17 protein-coding genes are annotated in these 19,091 nt (G+C 71.2%); 9 read left to right on the plus strand and 8 right to left on the minus strand.

Going from position 1 to position 19,091, the window contains the following annotated elements; all coding sequences use genetic code 11:
- Nucleotides 1-51: 51 nt before the first annotated feature.
- The gene (locus ACFC06_RS12685; protein ID WP_375929886.1) at nucleotides 52-672 is read left to right on the plus strand and encodes a YitT family protein; all 621 of its coding nucleotides are present in this window, start codon (nucleotides 52-54) and stop codon (nucleotides 670-672) included.
- Nucleotides 673-689: 17 nt separating this feature from the next.
- On the opposite strand, the gene ACFC06_RS12690 is transcribed toward ACFC06_RS12685, so the two are convergent.
- Nucleotides 690-4,580 (minus strand): AAA family ATPase, encoded by a 3,891-nt coding sequence (locus tag ACFC06_RS12690; RefSeq protein ID WP_375929887.1) that lies wholly within the window; start codon nucleotides 4,578-4,580, stop codon nucleotides 690-692.
- A 34-nt stretch (nucleotides 4,581-4,614) separates the two neighbouring features.
- Nucleotides 4,615-5,799: an exonuclease SbcCD subunit D gene (locus ACFC06_RS12695; protein WP_375929888.1), complete on the minus strand. Its 1,185-nt coding sequence runs from the start codon at nucleotides 5,797-5,799 to the stop codon at nucleotides 4,615-4,617.
- 134 nt (nucleotides 5,800-5,933) lie between these two features.
- Here ACFC06_RS12695 and ACFC06_RS12700 point away from each other — a divergent pair, with 134 nt between their 5' ends.
- Both ACFC06_RS12700 and ACFC06_RS12705 read left to right on the plus strand, forming a co-directional pair.
- Nucleotides 5,934-7,082, plus strand: a complete 1,149-nt coding sequence (locus tag ACFC06_RS12700) for a DNA recombination protein RmuC (protein WP_375929889.1) — start codon at nucleotides 5,934-5,936, stop codon at nucleotides 7,080-7,082.
- A 51-nt stretch (nucleotides 7,083-7,133) separates the two neighbouring features.
- Nucleotides 7,134-7,994 carry a DUF6542 domain-containing protein gene (locus tag ACFC06_RS12705; RefSeq protein ID WP_375929890.1) on the plus strand — a complete coding sequence of 287 codons (861 nt, stop codon included), beginning with the start codon at nucleotides 7,134-7,136 and terminating at the stop codon, nucleotides 7,992-7,994.
- A 54-nt stretch (nucleotides 7,995-8,048) separates the two neighbouring features.
- Here the strand turns inward: ACFC06_RS12705 and ACFC06_RS12710 are convergent, their stop codons facing one another.
- Nucleotides 8,049-9,068, minus strand: coding sequence for a 4-hydroxy-3-methylbut-2-enyl diphosphate reductase (locus ACFC06_RS12710; protein WP_375929891.1), 1,020 nt, complete (start codon nucleotides 9,066-9,068; stop codon nucleotides 8,049-8,051).
- Between the two features lie 114 nt (nucleotides 9,069-9,182).
- Between ACFC06_RS12710 and ACFC06_RS12715 the strand changes: the two genes are divergently transcribed.
- The 3 genes from ACFC06_RS12715 (at nucleotide 9,183) to ACFC06_RS12725 (ending at nucleotide 11,487) form a co-directional block, all read left to right on the plus strand.
- Nucleotides 9,183-9,770: a lipid droplet-associated protein gene (locus ACFC06_RS12715; protein ID WP_375929892.1), complete on the plus strand. Its 588-nt coding sequence runs from the start codon at nucleotides 9,183-9,185 to the stop codon at nucleotides 9,768-9,770.
- 176 nt (nucleotides 9,771-9,946) lie between these two features.
- Nucleotides 9,947-11,230 (plus strand): exodeoxyribonuclease VII large subunit, encoded by a 1,284-nt coding sequence (xseA, locus tag ACFC06_RS12720; RefSeq protein WP_375929893.1) that lies wholly within the window; start codon nucleotides 9,947-9,949, stop codon nucleotides 11,228-11,230.
- Nucleotides 11,227-11,487 (plus strand): exodeoxyribonuclease VII small subunit, encoded by a 261-nt coding sequence (locus tag ACFC06_RS12725; RefSeq protein WP_375935445.1) that lies wholly within the window; start codon nucleotides 11,227-11,229, stop codon nucleotides 11,485-11,487. Before xseA ends, ACFC06_RS12725 begins: the two co-directional genes overlap by 4 nt.
- Nucleotides 11,488-11,507: 20 nt before the next feature.
- On the opposite strand, the gene ACFC06_RS12730 is transcribed toward ACFC06_RS12725, so the two are convergent.
- Nucleotides 11,508-12,074 (minus strand): DUF4245 domain-containing protein, encoded by a 567-nt coding sequence (locus ACFC06_RS12730; protein WP_375929894.1) that lies wholly within the window; start codon nucleotides 12,072-12,074, stop codon nucleotides 11,508-11,510.
- 126 nt (nucleotides 12,075-12,200) lie between these two features.
- On the opposite strand from ACFC06_RS12730, the gene glpX reads away from it, so the two are divergent.
- Nucleotides 12,201-13,244 carry a class II fructose-bisphosphatase gene (gene glpX / locus ACFC06_RS12735; RefSeq protein ID WP_375929895.1) on the plus strand — a complete coding sequence of 348 codons (1,044 nt, stop codon included), beginning with the start codon at nucleotides 12,201-12,203 and terminating at the stop codon, nucleotides 13,242-13,244.
- A 218-nt stretch (nucleotides 13,245-13,462) separates the two neighbouring features.
- A complete protein-coding gene (locus ACFC06_RS12740; protein WP_375929896.1) occupies nucleotides 13,463-14,872 on the plus strand; it encodes a class II fumarate hydratase in 1,410 nt (469 codons plus the stop codon).
- 78 nt (nucleotides 14,873-14,950) lie between these two features.
- Here ACFC06_RS12740 and ACFC06_RS12745 read toward each other — a convergent pair whose 3' ends face one another.
- The 3 genes from ACFC06_RS12745 to ACFC06_RS12755 all read right to left on the minus strand — a co-directional run bounded on the left by ACFC06_RS12745 (nucleotide 14,951) and on the right by ACFC06_RS12755 (nucleotide 18,056).
- Nucleotides 14,951-15,805: an acyl-ACP desaturase gene (locus ACFC06_RS12745; protein ID WP_375929897.1), complete on the minus strand. Its 855-nt coding sequence runs from the start codon at nucleotides 15,803-15,805 to the stop codon at nucleotides 14,951-14,953.
- Nucleotides 15,806-15,883: 78 nt separating this feature from the next.
- Nucleotides 15,884-16,489: an LGFP repeat-containing protein gene (locus ACFC06_RS12750; RefSeq protein WP_375929898.1), complete on the minus strand. Its 606-nt coding sequence runs from the start codon at nucleotides 16,487-16,489 to the stop codon at nucleotides 15,884-15,886.
- Nucleotides 16,490-16,673: 184 nt separating this feature from the next.
- A complete protein-coding gene (locus ACFC06_RS12755) occupies nucleotides 16,674-18,056 on the minus strand; it encodes a PhoH family protein (protein WP_375929899.1) in 1,383 nt (460 codons plus the stop codon).
- A 308-nt stretch (nucleotides 18,057-18,364) separates the two neighbouring features.
- Here ACFC06_RS12755 and ACFC06_RS12760 point away from each other — a divergent pair, with 308 nt between their 5' ends.
- The gene (locus tag ACFC06_RS12760; RefSeq protein WP_375929900.1) at nucleotides 18,365-18,637 is read left to right on the plus strand and encodes a hypothetical protein; all 273 of its coding nucleotides are present in this window, start codon (nucleotides 18,365-18,367) and stop codon (nucleotides 18,635-18,637) included.
- Here the strand turns inward: ACFC06_RS12760 and ACFC06_RS12765 are convergent, their stop codons facing one another.
- Nucleotides 18,638-19,060 carry a limonene-1,2-epoxide hydrolase family protein gene (locus ACFC06_RS12765; protein ID WP_375929901.1) on the minus strand — a complete coding sequence of 141 codons (423 nt, stop codon included), beginning with the start codon at nucleotides 19,058-19,060 and terminating at the stop codon, nucleotides 18,638-18,640.
- Nucleotides 19,061-19,091: the final 31 nt, after the last annotated feature.

Consider the following 19,091-nt stretch of genomic DNA (forward strand, 5'->3'; position numbering starts at 1 on the left):
TTCGCCGAGTGGCTCTTTCTGAAGGTCCAGTCTGCCCGGATGCTGAGTGACATGCTCACTCGTCGTCTGGTCGCCCTGTATGCCGGGCTGTGGTTGTACGGGACGTCGATGGCGGTGATGATCCGAGCCGGTCTCGGGCTCGATCCGTGGGACGTCTTCCATCAGGGAGTCGCCGCGCACGTGCCCCTGAGTTTCGGCGTGGTCACCGCGCTGACCGGCCTCGCGGTGCTGCTGGCCTGGATTCCGCTGCGGCAGCGACCGGGGCTGGGCACCGTGAGCAATGTGGTGGTGATCGCCGTCGCGGTGGATGTGGGGCTGTGGCTGCTCCCCGACGTGCGCGGGCTGGCGTGGCAGGGGCTGGCCATGGTGGCGGCGGTGGTCGTCAACGCGGCGGCGACCGTGCTCTACATCGGCGCGGGCATGGGTCCGGGTCCCCGTGATGGACTGATGACTGGACTGGTAGCCCGGACCGGGTGGCCCGTCTGGTCGGTGCGCACCGGCATCGAGGCCACGGTGCTCACCACCGGCTGGTTCCTGGGCGGCACCGTCGGCATCGCGACACTGGTCTACGCCTTCGGCATCGGACCGCTCATCCAGCTGATGATCCCGTTCGTGGACCGGTGGCTGCCCGGCTTCACCCCGATCCCGCGCCCGGAACCCGTGGTGGTGTAGTCACGGGAGCGCCGCGGTTACGCGACGGTGGCTTCGAGGCGGGAGCCGGTGCGGCCGCGCAGGACGTGGAGGCGGCTGGGGATGCGTTGGCGCATTTCGTCGACGTGGCTGACGACGCCGACGACGCGGCCGCCGGCGCGGAGTTCGTCGAGGACTCCCATGACGGCGTCGAGGGTGTCGGCGTCGAGGCTGCCGAAGCCCTCGTCGATGAACAGGGTGTCCAGGACGACGCCGCCGGATTCGGCGGCGACCACATCGGCCAGGCCGAGAGCCAGGGCGAGGGAGGCCATGAAGGTTTCGCCACCGGACAGGGTCTTCGCGGAGCGCACGGCGCCGGTGTAGTCGTCGCGGACATCGAGGCCGAGTCCACCACGGCGCCCACGCGGCCCCGCCTTGTCCGAGTGCACGAGTTCATAACGGCCACCCGACATCCGGCGCAGGCGCAGCGAACCCGCCACCGCGACCTCCTCCAGCCGGGCCGCGAGCACATACGACCGCAACGACATCCGGCGATTGTTCTCGCCCCGCCCGGCGACCACATCGGCCAGCCCGGCCAGTTCGTCATAGGCCCGCTGCTCCGGCGCGATCCGCTCGACCTCGCCCCACAGCTGGGTGCCCAGTCGCTCGAGCTGGGCCACCCGCTCCGCCGCCGCGGACTGCGCGGCCACCGCCGTGTTCAGCGCGGTCTGCGCCTGCGCGAACCGCTGTTCCAGTTCGGCGAGGTCACCGGGCAGCTGCCCGGCCACCGCCTTGATCTGCGGTTCGGCGAGCACCGCCTCGGCGTGGGCCCGCGCCCGGTCGGCGGCGGTGAGTTCGGCCTCGATATCCGCCTGCTGCCGCGCGGTCCGGGCGACCGCGGTGACGACCTGGGCGTACGCGGTGAGCAGGGCGATATCGTCGCGGGGCGTCGCGGGTTCCGGGTCGGCGGTCGTGTCGCCGGTGGAGTCCTCAGCGAAGAGGTCGAACAGGCTGAGCGATTCGGACTCGGCATTCGTGGGCCTGCCGGATTCCCCGGGGCCCGAAGCGGATTCGGCCTCGTCGCCCTCGATGGCGGCTCCGGGCCGATCGGCGTCGGCGGCGCCACGCGCCATCGCGTCCTCGGCGCCACGCGCCGTCACGTCGTCGGCGCCACGCGCCATCGCGTCCTCGGCGCCACGCACCGTCACGTCGTCGGCACCACGCACCATCACGTCGTCGGCACCACGCGCGGTGGCATCGACGGTGCCACGTGCTCGAGTCGCCGCGCCGTCGGTGGCACATGCCTGTGCCGAACTGGCGGGCGAGTTTGCGGGCGGGGCGCCGGGCGTCTCGTTCGTGGCCGGGCTCGACTCCAGCGGGGAACGCTCTTGCTCGAAGCCCTCGGGGACGAAACCTGCTGCGCGGGCAAGATTTTCGACGCGAGTGGCGATGCGGTGGACGGCGGTGCGGGCGGCGGATTCCTCGGTGCGGGCGGTGCGCAGGGCGGTGGCGGCGGTGATGAGGGATTCGAGGCGGGTGACGCGGGCCTCGAGGGTGCGGTCGGCGCCTGCGGCGGTGCGCAGGCGCTGGGTGAGTTCGTCCAGGCGAGTGCGGGTGGCGGTGATCGTGGCGGTGGTGGTGCCGAGGCGGGCGTCGATATCGCGGGACTCGTCGTTGAGCCGGGTTTCCTCGCCGCGCAAGGTGTCGAGGCGGGTGGTGAGGGTGGGGACGCGCTCGGCGGTGTCGGCGGTGTCGGTGAAGCGGTGGGTGGCGGCGCGCACCTCGTCGGCCAGGGCGACGGGGTCGGTGTCGCCGCCACGGGCGATCAGGGCCTCGATCTCGCGTTCGATGGCGCCGATCCGCTCGGCGATCCGGTCGCGGGCCACCTCCGCGGCCTGTTCGGCGGCCGCCGCCGCGTCCTCGGCATCCTTGGACACCGCGTCGTCGGTGGGCCGCGCGGGCTGGGGATGCTCGGCCGAACCACAGACGGTGCACGGCGCGCCCACGACGAGGGCCCCCGCGAGCTCGGCGGCCATTCCCGCCAGCCGCCGGGCGCGCAGATCGAGCACGCGTTCACGGGCATCGAGGTGCGTGCGCCGGGCGGCGTCGAACTCCCCCTGCGCCCGGTCCAGCGCCGGGCGCTGCCGGGCGATCTCGACCGCCGCGGCCGCCGAGTCCTGCCACTTGGCGAGCTCGTTGCGTATCCCGGGCAGCGCGGCCGCCGCGTCGGTGGCCTCACGCAACTGTTCCTGCGCCGAGGCGAGGGCGACCGGCAGTTCGGTCCGCCGCCGCGCCAGCTCCCCCGCCCGTGCGGTGAGCCGCGCGGCCTCCCGCTCGCGCGCCGCGAGATCGGCGGTCAGCTGCTCAGCCGTCGTAGCGTCGGCCCGTACCTCCGCGAGCACACCGAGCAATCCGTTCCACCCGCTGACGGCGGCATCGAGGTCGCCCACGACATCACGCACCCCCGCATCCTCAGCGCCCGCAGCCGTTCCCGCCGACACGCGACGAGCCGCGTCGGGCAATTTCGGTTCGCGCGTAGTGCTACGCCCACCCGTACGCGCCACCTCGCCCGGCGTGCCCACCTGTCCGGCTCGCTCGGCCTGCCCGGCTCGCTCGGCCTGCCCGGCTCGCTCGGCCTGCCCGGCACGCTCGGCCTGCCCGGCCCGCCTGGCACGCTCGGCCTGCCCGGCCCGCCCGGCATGCTCGGCCCGCCCGGCACGCTCGGCCTGCCCGGCCCGCTCGGCCTGCCCGGCTCGCCCGGGCCGCTCGGCCCGCCCGGCGTGCTCGGCCCGCCCGGCGTGCTCGGTGTGCTCGGTGTGCTCGGTGTGCTCGGTGTGCTCGGTGTGCTCGGTGTGCTCGGTGACGATGGTCAGCAGGTCGATGCCGCTGATGTCGGCGGTCTCGGGGGCCGTGAGGTGGGCGGCGAGGGTGGTGGCGGCGGTGTGGGTGGCGGATTCGGCGCGGCGGAGGGTGCGGACGGCGGAGCGAGCCTCGTCGATGGCGTGGACGACCGGCTCGGCGCGGCGGGCCTGGTCGAGTTCGTGTTGCCGCTCGGCGCGGCGGGGTGCGGCGGCGGTGTAGGCGGCCAGTTCGGTTTCGGCGGCGGCGCGGCGGGTGCGCAGCTCGGTGACGCGGCGCTGTTCCTCGGCTTCTGCACGGGCCGCGGCGGATTCCTCGCGGCGCAGGTCGGTGACGGTGTTCGCTTCGGTGAGTTCGGCGCGCGCGGTCGCGAGCAGTTCCTGCGACCAGACAACGGCATCGCGCACCTCGACCGACTCCGAGCCCTGGTACCCACCGGCCATGCCGACCATGGTGATCAGACGGTCGATCCCCTGCCGATGGGTCTCCAGCGCGGCACCGGCGGCCCGGCGGCGCTCGGCCAGCCACTGTTCGGCGGTGCCGAAACGCTGGGTGTCGAAGAGCTTTTCGAGCAGCTTCTCGCGGTCCTCGTTCTCCGCGCGCAGGAACCGCGCGAAATCGCCCTGCGGCAGGAGCACGACCTGGAAGAACTGGTCGGCGCTCATGCCGAGCAGCCGCAGCACCTCGTCGCCGATATCGGTGATCCGCGAGAGGTTCTCGCCGCTGCCGTCGAGCCAGGTCAGCGTGGCCTTGGCCGGTTCGATCCTGGTGCCGGTGCCACGCAGCTTGGGCCGCTCGAACTCCGGGGTGCGGGTCAGCCGCAGCCGCCGGGCACCGAGGGTGGCCTCGAGGCTCACCCGGGGCGGGGTCTGGGCGTCGGCGTGATCGGAGTGCAGGCGTTTGCTCTCGCCACGCACACCGGGGACACGCCCGTAGAGGGCGAAGGCGATGGCGTCGAGCACCGTGGTCTTGCCCGCGCCGGTGTGCCCGTGCAGCAGGAACAGCCCGTCGGCGCCGAGCGCGTCGAAATCGACCACGGTGGTCTCGGCGAACGGACCGAAGGCGGTGAGTTCGAGCCGGTGCAACCTCACGCGGCACCACCGGACAGGTCGGCGCGCCGGGTCTTCACGCCGTCAGCTCCGGCTGCTCGTCGTCGCCGGACCCCACCCGGACCGGATCGGACTCGCGCACCGCCGCGGCCAATGCCCGCTCCACCCATGCCATCTCCCCCTTGCTCGGCGTACCACGAACATCGGTCAGGAAACTCGCCGCCACCTCGGTGTCGTGGCGCCCGTGCACCCGCTCGCGGTAGCGCAGCTCCGGATTACCCTCCGGGCGTTGCCATTCCACGTGCACGGCATGCGGGAACCGTTCGCGCAACTGCCGCATCGGGTCCACCGGACGCTTGCTGTCGGTGAGTGTCGCCGACACGTAATGCGGCTCGGCGGCGGCGAATTCGGCGGCGGTGAGCAGCTCGTCGAGCGTGCCGGTGAGCCTGCTCAGGCCACGCACCAACGGAAGATCGTGCCTGCGCACCGCGGCCAGTCCGCGCGCGTCGAGGTCGACGATCCAGACCGCCTTGCGGTGGGAGTTCTCACCGAACGAGTACGGCAGCGGGGAACCGCTGTAGCGCACCGATTCCGCGAGCGTCTGCGGCGAATGCAGATGCCCCAGGGCCACATAGTCGATACCGTCGAAAGCGGACATGGGCACGGTCTCCACCCCGCCCACCGAGATGGAGCGCTCCGAACCGGTGGCCTCGCCCCCGACCACGAACGCGTGCGCGAGCACCACCGACCGCACACCCGGCCGGGTGGCGCGGTCGGCATTGATCCGCGCCATCGCGGCAGCGAGGATCTCCGCGTGCGAACGCGCCTGCGGCACACCGAGTTCGGCGCGGGTGATCTCCGGCTCGAGATACGGGATGCCGTAGAAGGCCACCTCGCCGTCGGCGTCGGCGAGCAGGACGGGACGGTCGGCGTCGGCGACCCTCGTGCACAGGTGCAGTCCACCGGCGGCGGCGAAGCTGGCACCGGCGCCGAGCCGGGCGGGCGAGTCGTGGTTGCCGGAGGTGGCGATGATCGTGGCGCCCGCGGCCCGGATGGCCTCGAAACCGCGCTGGCAGACGGTGATGGCGTCGGCGCTGGGGATGGAGCGGTCGTAGACGTCGCCCGGCACCACCACCACGTCCACCGCTTCGGCGGCCACCAGATCGGCGATCGCCGCGAGCACCCGCGCCTGATCGGCCAGCAGGTCGACACCGTGAAAGGTGCGCCCGATGTGCCAGTCGGAGGTGTGCAGGATCCGCATGCCGCGAACCGTAGGGCACACCCCCGACAGAATTCAATCGGCGCACTACAGGGATGTGATTTCCCGGCGTGGCGCCGCGCCGGGGTTGCCCGTCGATTGCGAGTTTGTCGGTGGCCTCGGGCACTATCGCCGCTATGACCGCTTCGATGCTCGTCGCGCTCGTCCTGGTTTTCGCCGCAGGCTTCGGTCTCGGCTGGTTGGGCCGTGCCGCCAGGGGCGGGCAGCGCGCCGCCGCGGCGGAGGCCCGGCTCGCCGCGGCCGGTGACAATCAGCGGTTGCTGCAGCAGTCGCTGCACGCGGCCAACGAGGATGCGGCGCGCAGGCATTCGGCCGCCGTCGGCGCCCTGGTCGATCCGCTGCGGGCGGCGGTCGGCGCGCTGGAACAGCAGATCCGCCAGGTCGAGCACCACCGGATCGACGCGTATTCGGGGCTGCGCGAGCAGGTCGCCGGGATGCAGCGCACCTCGCATCGGCTCTCCGATCAGACCGGTCAGCTGGTCGCGGCGCTGCGGGCGCCGCAGATCCGCGGGCGCTGGGGCGAGATCCAGCTCGAACGCGTCGTCGAACTGGCCGGGATGACCAGGCACTGCGATTTCGACACCCAGGTCCACCGCCGGGGCGGTGACGACCGCGGTGCGGTGCGGCCCGACCTGGTGGTGCGCCTGGCCGGAGGCAGGCACATCGTGGTCGACGCGAAAGTCCCCTTCACGGCCTACCTCGACGCCGCCACCACCGAGGACCCCGCCCATCGCGATCAACTGCTGGCCCGGCACGCCAAGCAGCTGCGCGCCCACGTCGACCAGCTCGCCGACAAGGCCTACTGGGCCGCGTTCGACCCGGCGCCGGAGTTCGTGGTGCTGTTCGTCCCCGGTGACCCCTTCCTCGACGCCGCGCTGACCACCGACGCGGGCCTGCTCGAGTACGCGTTCGGCCGGAACGTGATCCTGGCAACCCCCACTACGCTCATCGCCCTGTTACGCACGGTCGCGTTCAGCTGGCGCCAGGAGGCGCTCTCGCGCGATATGGCAACGGTGCAGCAATTGGGCAAGGAGCTCTACACCAGGGTCGGCAAAGTGGCCGAGCACCTCGACACTCTCGGCGTGAATCTCGGTAAGGCCGTAGCGGCTTTCAACGCCACGGTGGGCTCGGTGGAATCGCGGGTGCTGGTCACCGCGCGCCGGATGCACGATCTCGGCATCGCCGATCAGGAGCTCCCGGCAATCCGGCGCACCGAGACCAGGCCACGGGTCGTGGCCTTCGCCGACGCGGAGGATCGCGTCTGAGTTCTCCGTGCCGTAGCGCCCGCCGGGCCGATGTGCAGTTAGTGTCATAGGGTGGCTGCTTCCCAACGTGCGCGACCCCGGGTGCCCGCGCCGCAACGTTCGATCCTGCCCTCGGTGCCCGGCATCCCCGCCTGGGCCGCGATCGCGCTGGCCGCGGGCGCGACAGCGGTGGGGTTCGTGATCGACGGGCTCGGGGGCGAGACCTACCCGACCGGCACGTTCTCGGCGACGTACGTGCTCGGCTGCGTGCTGGCCGTGTGCGCGGTCCGGATGCGCGGGCTGTTCGCGACGATGGTGATGCCGCCGCTGCTGCTGTTCGTCGCGGTGCCGCTGGCCTGCCAGCTACTGGGTGGGCGGGCCACCACCTCCATCAAAGACGTCCTGATGAACCTGGTCATCCCGCTGGTGGAGCGGTTCCCGACGATGATGCTGGCCACGGTGCTGGTGCTGCTGATCGGCGGCGTCCGGATCGCCGTCGCCAAGCGCGCCCCCGCGACCGCGCGCCCGGCCGCCGCCGAGCGCCGGGGTGAGCGCAAGCCGCGCACCGACCGCAAGCCCAAGGCCGAACGCACCCCCGAGCGCAAGCCGGTCAAGCGCCGCCGTCCCGAGCCCGCCGCCGAACCGGCCGAGGCGCGCAGACGTCCCCGGCGCGCGACCGCCGTGCTGGACGACCCGGCCACCGAGGTCGACATGGCGAGCCCGGCCCGCCGTCAGCCCCGCGACCCCAAGCGCGCCCCCGCCCCGCCGCGCAACCGCGAACCGCGCGCCGCCCGCGGCGGACCCCGCGAACCGGAACCCGCCCGGGTACCGCGGCGGCGCGGTGAGGCGCCGCCGCACCCGCAGCCGAATGTGCGCTACCGCGACCGCGCCGACTCGACCCGCACCGAACGCCGCCGCCCGGACAACGGGTAGGAAAGACGGAATCCCCGCCGCGAACAGCGCGGCGGGGATTGTTTCTGTCGGGGGTCAGCTCTTCGCGGCGGCGTCCTTGCGGGACGGGCGCAGCTCACGCGGCAGGGCGAACACCAGCGTCTCGTTGGCCGTGGTCACCGGCTGCACCTCACCGAAACCGTGCTCGGCCAGCAGGTCGAGCACGCCGGTCACCAGGATCTCCGGCACCGACGCGCCCGAGGTGATGCCGACGGTCCGCACGCCGTCGAGCCAGGCCGGGTCGATTTCGCGGGCGTAGTCGACCAGATACGCGGCCCGCGCGCCCGCGCCCAGCGCCACCTCGACCAGGCGCACCGAGTTGGAGGAGTTGCGCGAACCGACCACGATCACCAGATCGCATTCCGGCGCCATCGCCTTGACCGCGGTCTGGCGGTTGGAGGTGGCGTAGCAGATGTCGTCGCTGGGCGGGTCCTGCAGCGTCGGGAAGCGCTCGCGCAGGCGCTCGACGGTCGCCATCGTCTCGTCCACCGACAGCGTGGTCTGCGACAGCCAGATCACCTTGGCCGGATCGCGCACGGTCACCGCGTCCACCGAATCCGGGCCGTCGACCAGCTGCACGTGCTCGGGTGCCTCGCCGGCGGTGCCCTCGACCTCCTCGTGGCCCTCGTGGCCGATCAGCAGGATGTCGTAGTCGTCGCGGGCGAAGCGCTTGGCCTCCTGGTGCACCTTGGTCACCAGCGGGCAGGTGGCGTCGATGGTGCGCAGATTGCGCGCCGCGGCGCTCTCGTGCACGGTCGGCGCCACGCCGTGCGCGGAGAACACGACCAGCGCACCCTCCGGCACCTCGTCGTTCTCGTCGACGAAGACCACGCCGCGCTCGCGTAGCGTCTCCACCACGTGCCGGTTGTGCACGATCTCCTTGCGCACGTAGATCGGGGCACCGTGCTTGTCCAGTGCCTTCTCGACCGTCTCGACGGCGCGGTCGACGCCCGCGCAGTAGCCGCGGGGCTCGGCCAGCAGCACGCGCTTGCCACCGGCAGCAGTCGCGCCCGGCGAGCGCGCGATACCGACGTTCAAGGGAATTGCCGAGGTCATGGTCCCCAGCTTACGTGCGCGCGGGGAGCCCGATCCGGGCGGTTCGAGGGGCGAAAGTCACATTCGGGCAGGCTGGACCTTTGCATCACAGACCGTTTGCGGCAGGCTGGGACCATGTTCCGTCCTCCGTTCGTGGCCCGGGTCGCCGCCGGTGCCGCCGTATACGCCTTAGAAGAGACCAGGCGGCTCCCGGTCGCGGCCGTGAATTTCCCCATCACGGCCCTGAGTCGCGTGCTGCAGACCACCATGCACGTGCAGCAGTTCGTCACCAGCCTCGCGCTCAAGGGTGACGCCGTGTTCGAGCGCCTCGGCTCGGCTCCGCAGGAGCAGCCCGAGTGGGCGACCTTCGACGAGGACATCGCTCCCGAGCCCGCCGTGGCCACCAACGGCCACACCAGCCGCTTCGACCTGTTCACCGAGGAAGCGCCGGTCGCGCCCGTGAACGGTGAGGTCTCCCCGGCGAACCTGCTGCTGCTCGAGACCGTCGAGGAACCCGCCGCCGACGAGCCCGCCGAGATCGAGGCTCCCGAGGTCGCGATCCGCTACGACTACCCCTCGATGACGCTGGCCCAGCTGCGCGCCCGGCTGCGGATGCTGACCGTGGAGGAGCTGGCCCAGCTGCTGGCCTTCGAACAGCAGACCCGCGCCCGCGCACCCTTCGTCACCATGCTGACCAACCGGATCGCCACGGTCCAGCAGTGACATAGGCGGCTGGCGCCGCGGGGATCGCGGCCCTTGAGCCTCGATTCTTCCCTCCTGCGTTCAGTCGCTTCGCTCCTTCTCTCCGTCAGTCCAGAATCGAGGCGGCCGCGATCCGCGCCTTCGGCGCCGACGCGGCCGCCTTTTGTTGTGTCGGTGGGGCCGCGTATACCTGTCGTATGACTACCGAGGGTGGCGCGGCGGGAGCACCGGCCAATTCGGCCGAGCAGCCGTATCCGGTGCGATCCGTGGCCGTGAAGGTCGCGCAGTGGATCGAGCGGCTCGGCAGCATCTGGGTGGAGGGGCAGGTCACCCAGATCAATCTGCGGCCGGGCACGCGCACCGCGTTCCTGGTGCTGCGCGACACCTCGGCGGACATGTCGCTGTCGCTCACCTGCGATCCCGATCTGCTGCGCAGGCTGCCGGTGCCGCTCACCGAGGGCAGCCGGGTGGTGGTCTACGGCAAGCTGCAGTTCTTCACCGGGCGCGGCACGATCTCGCTGCGGGTCACCGAGATCCGCGCGGTCGGGATCGGTGAGCTGCTGGCCCGCATCGAGCGGCTCAAGGCGCTGCTGGCCGCCGAGGGGCTCTTCGACCCGAAACTCAAACGGCCGCTGCCGTTCCTGCCGGGCACCGTCGGGCTGATCACCGGGCGCGCGAGCGCGGCCGAACGGGACGTGCTGAGCGTGGCCCAGAACCGCTGGCCCGCAGTGCGTTTCGTCATCCGGAACACGGCGGTGCAGGGGCCGACGGCGGTACCGCAGATGCTGACGGCGCTGGCCGAGCTCGATCGTGATCCCGAGGTGGAGGTGATCGTGCTGGCCCGCGGCGGCGGCAGCACCGAGGACCTGCTGCCCTTCTCCGACGAGGCGCTGTGCCGGGCGGTCGCCGCGGCGCGCACCCCGGTCGTCAGCGCCATCGGGCACGAACCCGACAACCCGCTGCTCGACCTGGTCGCCGACCTGCGCGCGGCCACCCCCACCGACGCCGCCAAGCGGATCGTGCCCGACGCCGCGGCCGAACTGGCCGGCGTGCGCGAGATGCGTGAACGCGCGGCGGGCGCGCTGCGCGGCTGGGTGCGGCGCGAGGAGCACACGCTCACGCAGTTGCGCTCGCGGCCGGTCCTGGCCGACCCGCTGCGCGAACTCGGCCACCGCCACGACGAACTGGAACGCTGGCGCACCGCCGCCCAGCGCAGCATCGACCACCTGCTGCGTGCCGAGGCGACCACCACGCTGCACCTGCGCGAGAAACTCACCGCGGTGGGTCCGGCCGCCACGCTGGCGCGTGGTTACGCTGTCGTGCAGCGGGTGGCCGGGCCCGAACGCCATGTCGTCCGGTCGATCGAGGACGCCCCCGCGGGCAGCCAGCTGCGGATCCGGGTCGCCGACGGCGCCGTCACCGCTGCGGCCCTGGGCACCCAGCGCCTGACGCCGAAGACCACCGACGAGAAGAGGACCTGACCGTGGCCGACGCCGGCTCCGAGACCCCCGCCGCCGACACCCTCGCCGAGATCGCCGGCTTCGGCTACGAGCGCGCCCGCGACGAACTGATCAATGTCGTGAAGATGCTCGAACAGGGCGGCCTGGATCTCGACGACTCGCTCACCCTGTGGGAGCGCGGCGAAGCCCTCGCGGCCCGCTGCGAACAGCACCTGGCCGGTGCCCGCCGCCGCGTCGAGGACGCGCTCTCGCGCGCCGACCTCGACACCGGCGACTAGCCGGGCTCAGCCCGCCGGACTCACTTCGCCAGCGGGGTGGCGGCCGTGACCGCCTGGGCCAGCGTCGTGAACGCGGCCTCGTCGCCCGCGCCGGTGATCAGGACCCGCACGTCGCCGAAGTCGGCGATCCAGGCGGTCTCCTCGGTGGGTTCGGTGTAGACGACCCACTTGCGGCCGCCGACATCGACCGTGCCGGTCGGGTAGCGCGAGCCGAGAATGTGGCGCGAGAGGCTCTCCTCGGTCGCGCTGCTCTGCGACAGGCGCATGTAGGTGCCCTGCGGGGTGATGTAGCCGACCGTGCTCACCGGGCCGCCGCCCGCGACGGTGACGGTGTCGCGGCTGCCGGAATTCGAGGTCCAGTCCTGCGGGACCTCGGGGTTGCGAATGGGGAACGACAGGCTCGCGGCGTCGGAACCCAGCGCCGCGTCGACGTCGAAATGCGGCACCTGACCTTGGGTGGGGCCGTTGGTCGCCACGGTGCACTGGCTCGCCGCCCCCGCCAGCACGACCGCGATCAGTACCAACGGGATCAGCGACCAGAACAGGTCGCGATAGTCGTTGAAGATCCGGTGCTTCTGCTGGGCCACGGCTACCAGTATCCACTCGGCGCCTGACCAGCACCGCCAGGGGGCCGCGCGGGAGGTCGTGCACGGGCGTGCCGATTCCGAATGCGACAATGCACCCGTAACACCAACGCCAAGGAGGCCCCACGCATGACGGCATCATCGCCCGCCCCCAGCCGCCGCGAGGCACCCGACCGCAACCTCGCACTCGAGCTGGTCCGCGTCACCGAGGCAGGGGCGATGGCCGCGGGCCGCTGGGTCGGCCGTGGCGACAAGGAAGGCGGCGACGGCGCGGCGGTCGACGCCATGCGTCAGCTCGTCAGCTCGGTCTCCATGCAGGGCGTCGTCGTCATCGGTGAGGGCGAGAAGGACGAAGCGCCGATGCTGTACAACGGCGAGGCCGTCGGCGACGGAACCGGTCCCGAGGTCGACTTCGCCGTCGACCCGATCGACGGCACCACGCTGATGTCGAAGGGCTCCCCCGGCGCCATCTCGGTGCTCGCGGTCGCCGAACGCGGCGCCATGTTCGACCCGTCCGCGGTGTTCTACATGCACAAGATCGCCGTCGGCCCCGACGCCGCGGGCTCGATCGACATCACCGCCCCCATCGGCGAGAACATCCGCCGGGTCGCCAAGGCCAAGCAGTCCTCGGTGTCGGACCTGACGGTCTGCATCCTGGACCGCCCCCGCCACGCCGACATCATCCAGCAGACCCGCGACGCGGGCGCGCGCATCCGCCTCATCTCCGACGGTGACGTCGCCGGCGCCATCGCCGCGGCCCGCCCGGAGTCCGGCGTCGACATCCTCGTCGGCATCGGCGGCACGCCCGAGGGCATCATCGCCGCCGCCGCGCTGCGCTGCCTGGGTGGCGAACTGCAGGGCATGCTGGCCCCCAAGGACGACGAGGAGCGCCAGAAGGCGATCGACGCGGGCCATGACCTGGACCGCGTGCTCTCGACCACCGACCTCGTCGCGGGCGAGAACGTCTTCTTCTGCGCCACCGGCGTCACCGACGGCGACCTGCTGCGCGGCGTGCGCTACTTCGGTGGCGGCGCGTCGACCCAGTCGATCGTCATGCGCTCCAAGTCCGGCACGGTCCGCATGATCGACGCCTACCACCGCCTCACCAAGCTCCGCGAATACTCCTCCGTCGACTTCGACGGCGACGACAGCGCCAACCCGCCTCTTCCCTGAGCGGCCGGGGCCGCGGTGTTCGCGGCCCCGAAGGCCCGCGCTCGCGACTCGAGACTGCGCCTGCGGCGTTACGCTTCGAGCCGCGAACGCGGGCCGGCCGCGAACGGCTCGTAAGACTCGCCTGTGGTTGTCACCGGGAATGTATTCCGTGACACGGTGTGGGATTTTCCGCTGACGTGGCAACCCCATTCGCGCTGTTCTCGTCCTAGGGTCGTGCTATGGCTGATGACGACGCGCAGTACCGGATCGAGCACGACACCATGGGTGAGGTCCGGGTTCCCGTGGATGCCCTGTGGCGGGCGCAGACGCAGCGGGCGGTGGAGAACTTCCCGATCAGCGGGCGCGGGCTCGAGCGCGCGCAGATCCGGGCGCTGGGCCTGCTGAAGGCCGCCTGCGCGCAGGTCAACAAAGATCTGGGGCTGCTGGATCCGGTGAAGGCCGACGCGATCGTCGCCGCGGCGAACGAGATCGCGCAGGGCCGCCACGACGACCAGTTCCCGATCGACGTGTTCCAGACCGGCTCGGGCACCAGCTCCAACATGAACGCCAACGAGGTGATCGCCTCGATCGCCGCGCGTGACGGCGTCACCGTGCATCCCAACGACGACGTGAACATGTCGCAGTCGTCCAACGACACCTTCCCCACCGCCACCCATCTGGCCGCCACCGAAGCCGTGATCACCGAACTGGTGCCCGCTCTCGACCACCTGCGCCTGGCTCTGCAGGACAAGGCGACCGAGTGGCGCACCGTGGTGAAGTCCGGCCGCACCCACCTGATGGACGCCGTCCCGGTGACCCTGGGCCAGGAGTTCGGCGGCTACACCCGCCAGATCGCCGCGGGCATCGAACGCGCCATGGCCACCCTGCCGCGCCTGGGCGAGCTGCCGATCGGCGGCACCGCGGTCGGCACCGGGCTCAACGCCCCCGCCGGTTTCGGGGCGAAGGTCGTCGCGGAACTGGTGCGCGCCACCGGCATCGACGCGCTGCGCGAATCCGAGGACCACTTCGAGGCCCAGGCCGCGCGCGACGGCCTGGTGGAGGCTTCCGGTGCGCTGCGCACCATCGCGGTGAGCCTGACCAAGATCGCCAACGACATCCGCTGGATGGGCTCGGGCCCGCTGACCGGCCTGGGCGAACTGCAGCTGCCCGACCTGCAGCCGGGCAGCTCGATCATGCCGGGCAAGGTCAACCCCGTGCTGCCCGAGGCGGTCACCCAGGTGGCGGTGCAGGTGGTGGGCAACGACGCGGCCATCGCCTTCGGTGGGGCGAGTGGCGCCTTCGAGCTCAATGTGTACATCCCGGTGATGGCGCGCAACCTGCTCGAGTCGATCCGCCTGCTGGCCAACGTCTCCCGGCTGTTCGCCGACAAGTGTGTCGTCGGCCTGGTGGCCAACGAGGAACACCTGCGCACGCTGGCCGAGTCCTCGCCCTCGATCGTCACCCCGCTCAACTCCGCGATCGGCTACGAGGAGGCCGCCGCGGTCGCCAAGCAGGCGCTGCGCGAGAAGAAGACGATCCGCCAGACCGTCATCGACCGCGGCCTGGTCCCCGGCAAGCTGACCGAGGCCGAACTCGACGAGCGTCTCGACGTGCTCGCCATGGCCAACGTCGACCGCGAAACGAAGTAGACCCGGCCCGCACCCCCGGCCCCGAGGAGGGGCCGTTCGCGGCCCCTCCTCGGGGCCGCGAACACGCGGCGCCAGCCGCTATTGATACAGCGCGAGTTCTGCGCGGGCCTTTTCGCCCTCTTCGCCCAGGTCGGTGCGGGTGAAGATGTTCCAGCGGCGCAGCAGCGGCGTGAACACCAGCTCCGCCTGCTTCGCGGGATCGTAGATCCCGGCCTCGGCCAGCGCCTCGTCGCTGGAACCGCCGCCGGGCAGTTCCACGTGCGGCACGCGGAAGTCGGCGACCCGGTCGGCGATGGCGCGCACGGCCTGGTCGGGGACCAGATCGAGGGCGGCCGAGACCAGGCCGGCGAAGAACTCGGCCTGCAGCTCGTCGTCGACGGCGATCTTCTCCGCGATCGCGGTGACCACCGGGTTCTCGCCGAGCGCGGCGGTGTTGCGATGACGGATACCCGCGGCGACCTCTTCGAAGGCGCAGGTGGCCAGCACGTCGATCAGGTGCATGGGCGGACGGTTGAAGCCGTCGGTCATGTGCTGCATGCGGGCCCGCTCGAGCGCCACCGGGTCCACCGAGCGCGACACCATCAGGTAGTTGCGGATCAGGATCTCGTGGCGGTTCTCCTCGGCGGTCCAGCGACCCACCCAGCGCCACCAGGGGCCGGTGCGCAGGTGCTTGCCGAGCTCGCGGTGATACGAGGGCAGGTTGTCGGCGACCAGGACACTCACGGTCAGCGCGAGGACGGCGGTGTCGCTGAGCTCGCCCTGCTCCGGGGTCCAGTCGGTGCCGCCGAGGAAGGCGAAGTTGCGCCCGTCCGACCACGGCACGAACTCGTGCGGCTGCCAGCCCTCGGCCGCCTGGATGTGGCGCTCGAGATTGGTTTCCACCACGTCCGAGAGTGCGTCGAGCAGCTCACGATCGGTCAAAGTTTTCTGCACGAGGACAACCTAGTACCTCGGCCACGAGCGCGGGGACGCAAGGGCGAACCCGGTCCCCGCGCTGGGACCGTCCACAGATTATTTCGGTGTGACTGTGATCTGCCCGTCGACCCAGGTGATGGTGCCGCCGGTGAAATCGCTCTGCTTGCCGCCGGCGATGTCCTTCTCGTCGCTGGTCGGGTAGCCCAGCGTGCCGTTGGCGCCGCCGTTGTCCTCCCAGGCCTCGCGGATCTCGCCCCAGACGATGTGGGCGCCGGAGTCGCTGCTCCAGTAGATGGTGCCGCCGTCGAAGTCCTGGTATTCGCCGCCGTTGGGGCCCGATTCCTGGGCTTCCTCCGGCGCGCCCAGCGGGCTGCTCGCCCCGCCCACCGCGACGTACTTCTTGTACACCTCGCCGGAGATGGTGATGTCGCCGTTCGGGGTGGAGATGGTGGTCGACTCCCCCGCCGCGGCGGTGCCCGAGGTGGTGGCCATCCCGGAGGTGGTCTCGGTGCCCTCGCCGGTGGTGGTGCCCCCGGCCCCGGTTGTGGTGGTCGAGCCGCCGCCGATCATCGAGGTGACCGAGGCCATCGTGTCGTTTTCGTTGTCCTTGTTGTCGTCGCTGCAGCCGGTGGCCAGCAGCAGACCGGCCGCGGCGAGCACCGCGGCCCCTCCAGCGGCAGAACGTCGAGCGATGCGGTTCATATCCATCCTCTCGCGAGTGGCCCCCCGGGGGCACGCCCCCGGACGGAGCCTGGCCGACATCCGCAACGGCCCGGCAGAACTGTGTTCGCCGAGCCGTTGCTGGATTGGTGTCTTCGCGGATATTACCCACCATTCGGCGTTTTAACGCCTGATCGGACCGCCGACGCGGACCGATTGCCGACAGTTACGCGTTGGGGCCGTATTCCTCCAGCATCTCGGTCACCAGGGCGGCGATCGGCGAGCGTTCGCTGCGGGTGAGGGTGATGTGAGCGAACAGCGGATGACCCTTGAGCTTCTCGATCACCGCCGCCACGCCGTCGTGCCTGCCGACGCGCAGATTGTCGCGCTGGGCGACATCGTGGGTGAGCACCACCCGCGAGCCGGTGCCCAGCCTGCTCAGCACCGTCAGCAGGACATTGCGTTCCAGCGACTGCGCCTCGTCGACGATCACGAACGAATCGTGCAGCGACCGGCCGCGGATGTGGGTCAGCGGCAGCACCTCGAGCATGTCGCGGCTGAGCACCTCCTCCATGACCTCCCGGCTGGCCAGCCCGTCGAGGGTGTCGAAGACGGCCTGCGCCCACGGCCCCATCTTCTCGCTCTCCGACCCCGGCAGGTAGCCCAGCTCCTGCCCGCCCACCGCGTAGAGCGGCCGGAACACGACCACCTTGCGCTGGGTCCGGCGTTCGAGCACGGCCTCGAGACCGGCCGTGAGCGCCAGCGCCGACTTGCCGGTGCCCGCGCGCCCACCCATCGACACGATGCCGATGCTCTCGTCGAGCAGCAGATCCAGCGCGATGCGCTGCTCGGCCGAGCGTCCGTGCAGGCCGAAGGCCTCGCGTTCGCGGACCAGCTGCACCCGCTTGTCGGCGGTGACCCGGCCCAGCGCGCTGGAGCTGCTGCCGAGCAACCGGATTCCGGTGTGGCAGGGCAGTTCCCGCGCCTCGTCGAGGTCGATCACCGATTCGGCGTAGAGCTGGTCGATCCGGTTGCCCGCGACGTCGAGTTCGACCATCCCGCTCCAGCCGGAGGTCACCACGTCCTGGGCGTGGTACTCGTCGGCGGCCAGGCCGACCGCGCTGGCCTTGACCCGCAGCGGGATGTCCTTGGACACCAGCATCACGGTCTCGCCCTCGGCGGCGATGTTCAGCGCGCAGGCCAGGATGCGGGAATCGTTGGTGTCGGAACGGAATCCGGCGGGCAGCACCGACGGATCGGTGTGGTTGAGTTCCACCTGGATGGTGCCGCCCTCGGTGCCGATGGGCAGCGGCTGGTCGAGCCTGCCGTGCTGGACGCGCAGGTCGTCGAGCATGCGCAGCGCCTCGCGGGCGAACCAGCCGAGCTCGTGGTGGTGCCGCTTGGCCTCGAGCTCGCTGATGACCACCAGCGGCAGCACCACCCGGTGTTCCCCGAAGCGCGTCACCGCCCAGGGATCCGACAGCAGGACAGAGGTATCGACGACGAAAGTCTTGCGACCGGAACGCGAGGGGCGCTCCCCCTTCTTCGAGTGCGTGGAGTTCGAGGCCGTGTGCATCGCGGGGCCGGATACGGAGCGTGCAGCAGTCACGGTGGGCTCCTTAGGTGTTCACGCGGCACCGCGTGAACGATCTCGCTGGACCGGTCCGTCCTGGTGGGCTGCCGACGCGCTGGTCAGCCGCCACGAGGGCCGGGTGCCGGCCCTCTCGCACTGAATAGCTCAGTCACGGTCAGGACCTCCCGTACGAGTCACACCGATGCAACCCGCACCACCGACGCTACCGCCGAACGCGCGGCAGCGCTGGCAGACAGCCGGACGCGTCGGTGAATTTGTCGTTAACCAGCACCGACGCAGCAGATCCCGGCACAGGCGTGTCGCCGCGCGCTAGAGTCGGTGGCATGGCCGATGACCAGGATCTGGAGAAGCTGTCGTCCAAGGAACTGCACGATCGCGCGGTGAAGACCGCCGTGCGGCACGGCGACGTGAAATTCCTGTGGGATCTGCTCAAAGCCATCCCGGCGGCGCAGGCCGAGGCGGGCGAGCTCGGCGAGAGCGAGGCCGACATCAAGTACGTGCTGCCCATGCTCGACGACTACGTGCACGCCGGCGACGGCAAACTCGCCGACGTCCTACGCCCCACCTACCTGGACTACCTGCGCAAACACGCCTGATCAGCGGCGGCGCACCGCGTTGAGCAGGCCGTCCTTGGTGCCGCGCAGCAGATCGCCCCAGCCGAAGTGGTCGTCCCACAGCACGATTCGGCCCTCGCGCAGCTCGAAGTTGCCCGACACCGGAAAAGCGATACGCACGGGACCGCCGCGCAGGTAGTCGGTGCGTTCGGTGACGACCAGGCCGTTGGCGTTCTGCGCGATGTAGTGGATCTGGGCCGCGAAGCCCAGGTGCTTGCGCCCGAGCCCCTTCAGGATCGGGGCGACCCGTCCGATCCCGCGAACATCGGGCAGCCCGGTGTTCTTCCACACGATCTCGGGGTGCACCAGTTCCAGCGCTTCGGGCACGGCGCTCAGTTCGAGCGCGGCGAAGAACTCGCGCACCACCGTGACAGCGCTCTCCGGCAGCTCGGGCTCGTCGGTCATGATGCGAGCCTAGGACGTTCGCGGCTCCCGG

Origin of the sequence: Nocardia sp. NPDC056064, from assembly GCF_042266925.1 — a bacterium.
Classification (GTDB): Bacteria; Actinomycetota; Actinomycetes; order Mycobacteriales; family Mycobacteriaceae; genus Nocardia.